Source organism: Nonomuraea lactucae, assembly GCF_003313395.1.
Classification (GTDB): Bacteria; Actinomycetota; Actinomycetes; order Streptosporangiales; family Streptosporangiaceae; genus Nonomuraea; species Nonomuraea lactucae.
This window is the reverse complement of the sequence record NZ_QNFZ01000732.1, coordinates 1-3,864: the sequence shown is the minus strand read 5'-3', so window position 1 is coordinate 3,864 and position 3,864 is coordinate 1. Positions and strand designations below refer to the sequence as shown.

The window sequence follows — 3,864 nt, the reverse complement described above, 5'->3', positions numbered from 1 at the left end:
TGGGCGTCGCCGGCGCGCCGGGCGCGGGCGCCGCCGGCGGCATCGGCTTCGCGGCGCTGGCCTTCCTGCGCGCCGAGATCCGGCCGGGGATCGACTACCTGCTCGGGCTGCTCGGGTTCGGCGAGCACGTCAAGGGCGCCCGCCTGGTGATCACCGGCGAAGGCTCGCTGGACGAGCAGTCCCTGCGCGGCAAGGCCCCCGTGGGTGTCGCACAGGCGGCGGCCAGGGCGGGCGTCCCGGTGGTCGCCGTCTGCGGGCGCCGCGCCCTGCCGGACGCGGACCTCAAGGCGGCGGGCATCGAGGCGGCCTACGCACTCACCGACCTGGAGCCCGACCCCGAGCGCTGCATGGCCGAGGCCGGCCCCCTCCTCGAACGCCTCGCGGCCCGCCTGGCGGCCGAGTGGCTGCCCCAGAGGGCCTGATGCCCGGCCCGGCGGACTCGCCCGGGGATGTGATGCCCGGCCCGGCGAACTCCCCCGCGGGTGTGATGCCCGGCCCGGCCGGCTTCCCCGGGGGAGCGGCGACGACCTCGTACGATCTGGTCGTCAGGTCCCGGCGGGCCGTCACGCCCGAGGGCGAGCGCGCCGTGGCCGTCGCCGTGCGCGACGGGCGGATCGCGGCCCTCCACGAGTACGCGGCGCCCCTGAAGGCGGCCGAGGACATCGACCTGCGCGACATCGCCCTCCTGCCCGGCCTGGTCGACACCCACGTGCACGTGAACGAGCCCGGCCGCGCCCACTGGGAGGGCTTCGCCACGGCCACCAGGGCGGCCGCCGCCGGCGGTGTCACCACGATCGTGGACATGCCGCTCAACTCGATCCCGCCCACCGTCGACGTCGAAGCCCTGGACGCCAAGCTGCGGGCCGCCGCGGGCCGGTGCCACGTGGACGTCGGCTTCTGGGGCGGCGCGGTGCCCGGCAACGTCAAGGATCTGCGCCCGCTGCACGACCGCGGGGTCCACGGGTTCAAGTGCTTCCTGTCGCCGTCCGGCGTGGACGAGTTCCCGCACCTGGACCTGGCACAGGCACGGCGGGCGTTGGAGGAGATCGCCGCGTTCGGCGGGCTCATGGTCGTGCACGCCGAGGACCCGGCGCTGCTCGGCGACCCGGCCGGCCCCACGTACCGGGAGTTCCTGGAATCCCGGCCGGGGGCGGCCGAGCGGAGCGCGGTGGAGCAGGTGATCAGGCTCGCCCGGGAGACGGGCGCGCGGGCGCACGTCCTGCACGTCTCCAGCGCCGACTGCCTGGAGCCGCTGGAGGCCGCGCGGGCCGAAGGGGTGCGCGTCACCGCGGAGACCTGCCCCCACTACCTGACCCTGGCCGCCGAACACGTGCCCGAGGGCGACACCAGCTACAAGTGCTGCCCGCCGATCCGTTCGGCTGCCAACCGCGACCTGCTCTGGGACGGGCTGGCCAGAGGCGTGCTGAGCTGCGTCGTCTCCGACCACTCGCCCTCGACCGCCGATCTCAAGGTGCCCGACTTCGCCGCCGCCTGGGGCGGCGTCGCCTCGCTCCAGCTCGGGCTGGCCGCCGTCTGGACCGAGGCGTCCCGCCGCGGCCACGGGCTCGACGCCGTGGCGCGGTGGATGTCGGCGAACCCCGCCGCCCTGGCGGGTATCCCCGGCAAGGGCGGCATCAGGCCGGGCGGCGACGCCGATCTCGTCGCGTTCGACCCCGACGCCGACCACCCCGTGGACGCCCGCCGGCTCCACCACCGCAACCCGGTCACGCCGTACCACGGGCGCACCCTCAAGGGCGCGGTCCTCACCACCTGGCTCCGTGGCAGGCCCGCCGGCGGCGAGCCGCACGGGACGTTCCTCTTTGGAGAGCGGTAGATGGCAAGCTTCACCTCCCTGCCCGACCTCGCGCTGCGCACGCTCGGCGGGTCGGTCGTCGCCGCCAGCGACGAGTCGTTCGCCGAGAAGGAGAGCCTGATCCGTCCCGGCCGGCCCGGCTTCCAGGCTGAGACGTTCGGCGGCAAGGGGCAGGTGTACGACGGATGGGAGACGCGCCGCCGCCGTGAGCCGGGCCACGACTGGGCGATCGTCCGGCTCGGCCTGCCCGGCGTCATCCGCGGCGTGGTGATCGACACCGCCTGGTTCAAGGGCAACTACCCGCCGCACGCCTCGGTCGAGGCCGCGGCGGTCGAGGGCCACCCGTCGCCGGCCGAGCTCTCGGCCGCCGACTGGGTGGAGATCGTGCCCAGGACGGCGCTCCGGGGCGACGCCGAGCACCACGCCGGCGTGACCGACCCGGGCCGCTACACGCACGTCCGGCTGAACATGTACCCCGACGGCGGCATCTCCCGCCTGCGCGTCCACGGCGAGGCACGTCCCGACCTGTCCGTGTACGACGGCCTCGGGCTCGACCTGGCCGCGCTCCAGAACGGCGGCCTGGTCACCGCCTGCTCCAACGAGTTCTACTCCTCTCCCAACAACGTCATCGCCCCCGGACTGGCCCGCAACCAGGCGGAGGGCTGGGAGACCGCGCGCCGCCGCGAGGAGGGCAACGAGTGGCTCGTCGTCCGCCTGGCCGGGCGGGGCGTCATCCGGCTGGCCGAGATCGACACCACCAACCTGCTGTTCAACGCCCCCGGCTCCGCCTCCCTGACCGGCCTGGACGGCGACCGCGAGATCGAGCTGCTGCCCAGGACGAGGCTGCAGCCCGACACCCCGCACCGCTTCCGCCTCGGCCACACCGAGCCGGTCACACACGTGCGCGTGGACATCTATCCGGACGGCGGGCTCGCGAGGGTGCGGCTCCACGGCCACCTGGCCTGAGCCGGCCCCGCGGGCCGGCTCACTGCCGGCTCACTGCCGGCTCAGTCTCAGCACAGTCTCAGCGCCGGCTCAGCGCCGGCTCAGTGCCAGAGGTAGACCAGGGAGCCCGCCGGGCGCTCGCTGTTGGCCAGCGGCCGCTGGTACCTGACCACGCCGCCGTTGCCCAGCCTGCGCACCTTGACCTTGAAACCGAGCTGCTCCAGCTCCGCCCTGGCGTCGGTGACGCTCTTGCCCATCACCTGCGGCACCAGCTGGAGCTGCTGGTCGTCCCTCGCCTGGTGGTCGCCGCGGTTCCACCAGCCCCAGAAGTCGCCCTGGCAGCGCGCCACCGAGATCATCGCGGACGCGCCCTTGTCGACCTCGGCGTTGGCGCTCGGCGACTGCGCGATGACGGTGCACGGCTCGGCGTCGTCGTCCACCTCGGTGACCTGCACCTGGAAGCCCTGCTCCTGCAGGTAGGCGGTGGCCTCGTCCTTGGTCATGCCGCCCACGTCGGGCATCACCAGGCCCGCGCTCAGGAAGACGCCGACCTTCGAGCCCTCCTTGACCTTCTCGCCGACCTGGGGCGAGGTGCGGATCACCATGCCACGCTCGACCTGCTGGTTGGGCAGGCGCTTGACCGTGCCCACGGCGAGCCCGGCCTTGGCGATCACGGTGCGGGCGTCGCTCTCGTTCATGCCCTGGACCTTGGGCACCAGCACCCGCTTGGGGCCCAGCGAGGGCACCAGGGTGATCGTCCGGCCGCTCTCGACCGACTGCCCGGCGGTGGGGTCGGTGCTCAGCACCAGGCCCTCGGCCAGCTTCTCGTCGTACTGGCCGGCCGCTCTGCGCACCTTGAAGCCGCGGGATGCGAGGTTCTGCTCGGCCACGGCGACGTTCTTGCCGACCAGGTCGCCGGGCACGGCCACGTACTGGGGGCGCGATACGTACCAGCCGGTCAGCGCGATCGCCGCCACCATCACGGCGGCCAGCGCGATCAGGAACCAGCTCGGCCTGAACCCGCCGCGCCCGGCCCGGCCGCGCCCCGGCATCTCGGCGCGGGGCTGGATGAGCGTCGGGTGGGGCGCGGGCACCGGCGCGGCGTG

4 protein-coding genes are annotated in these 3,864 nt (G+C 74.4%); 3 read left to right on the top strand and 1 reads right to left on the bottom strand.

What is annotated here, in order from left to right:
- The 3 genes from DQW85_RS26270 to alc all read left to right on the top strand — a co-directional run.
- Positions 1–422, top strand: a 422-nt coding sequence (locus tag DQW85_RS26270; protein WP_162795392.1) for a glycerate kinase, incomplete at its 5' end; no start/stop codon positions are given.
- Between the two features lie 65 nt (positions 423–487).
- Positions 488–1,834 (top strand): allantoinase AllB, encoded by a 1,347-nt coding sequence (gene allB / locus DQW85_RS26265; protein ID WP_113702620.1) that lies wholly within the window; start codon positions 488–490, stop codon positions 1,832–1,834.
- A complete protein-coding gene (gene alc / locus DQW85_RS26260; RefSeq protein ID WP_113702619.1) occupies positions 1,835–2,779 on the top strand; it encodes an allantoicase in 945 nt (314 codons plus the stop codon).
- An 80-nt stretch (positions 2,780–2,859) separates the two neighbouring features.
- Here the strand turns inward: alc and DQW85_RS26255 are convergent.
- The coding region (locus tag DQW85_RS26255; protein ID WP_113702618.1) for a Stk1 family PASTA domain-containing Ser/Thr kinase at positions 2,860–3,864 on the bottom strand (1,005 nt) is incomplete at its 5' end.